This window comes from Streptomyces sp. AP-93 (genome assembly GCF_022808175.1).
Classification (GTDB): Bacteria; Actinomycetota; Actinomycetes; order Streptomycetales; family Streptomycetaceae; genus Streptomyces.
Window position 1 is genome coordinate 1 of the sequence record NZ_JALGBX010000071.1, and the last position, 1,110, is coordinate 1,110.

1 protein-coding gene is annotated in these 1,110 nt (G+C 68.3%); it reads left to right on the top strand.

Annotated elements, in window-relative coordinates; all coding sequences use genetic code 11:
- Window positions 1-102: 102 nt before the first annotated feature.
- On the top strand, window positions 103-1,104 hold the full coding sequence (locus MTF69_RS42625) for an IS630 family transposase (RefSeq protein ID WP_374325837.1): 1,002 nt from the start codon (window positions 103-105) through the stop codon (window positions 1,102-1,104).
- Window positions 1,105-1,110: the final 6 nt, after the last annotated feature.

Sequence of the window (1,110 nt, forward strand, 5' to 3'; positions counted from 1 at the left end):
TATTGATCCGAAACGGTTTGGGTTCTGGGTCGTTGGTGGTGTGTGAGCGATCTGGTGGGGGACGCGCGGCATCTGTCGCCGTCGGCGCAGGAGGCCCTGCGGCTGCGGGCGGTGGCCGCGCTGGTGGCGGGGCGGGCCCGCGAGGATGTGGCCGTGATCTTCGGGGTCTCGCTGAAGGCGGTCGACAAGTGGTGGGCGAAGTGGCAGGCCGGCGGTCGGGAGGCGCTGGTCATGCAGCCTCGCGGCAAGCCGGTCGGGGTGCACCAGGTGCTCGGGGAGGCCGAGCAGTCCGCCGTGCGGCAGGCGGTCCTCGATCACCGGCCCTGTGACGTGGGGCTGAGTGGACAGTTGTGGACAAGGCGGCTGGTGGGTGAGCTGATCGCGAAGCTGTACCGGGTGCGGCTGACCGAACCGGGGGTGGGCAAGTACCTGAAGCGGTGGGGTTTGTCCTTCCAGCGTCCGGACAAGCGGGCCGTCGAGCAGGACCCGGATGCCGTCCGACGCTGGCATGAGGAAATCTGGCCGGCGATCCGGGCGAAAGCCAAGAAGGACGGCGGTGAGATCCTCTTCGCCGACCAGGTCGGCATCCGCTCCGACCAGGTCACCGGCCGCACCTGGGGTGAAAAGGGCAGGACACCCGTGGTGCGGCGGAGCGGGAACCGGTTCTCGGTGAACGCCATGTCGGCGATCAGCACCAAGGGCCGGATGCACTTCATGGTCTTCACCGAGAGCTTCACCGCCGAGGTGATGTGCCGCTTCCTGGACCGGCTTGCCGGCCACTTCGACCACAAGGTCCACCTCGTGGTCGACGGACACTCCGCCCACCGCTCCAAGAAGGTCCGCAGCTGGCTCGCCGCCCACCCCGACGCCGTCGAGCTGCACTTCCTGCCGCCGTACTCGCCCGAGCTGAACCCCGACGAGCTGGTCAACGCCGACCTCAAGCACAGCCTGCCCCGACAGCACCGGGCCCGGAACCAGGCCGAACTCGCCGCCGAGACGCGCCGCTTCTTCCGCAGACGCCAGCGTCAGCCACACATCGTCCGCGGCTACTTCGGCGGCCCACACGTCCGCTACGTCCTGGACGAGAACCCCATGAGTTTCTGATCAATA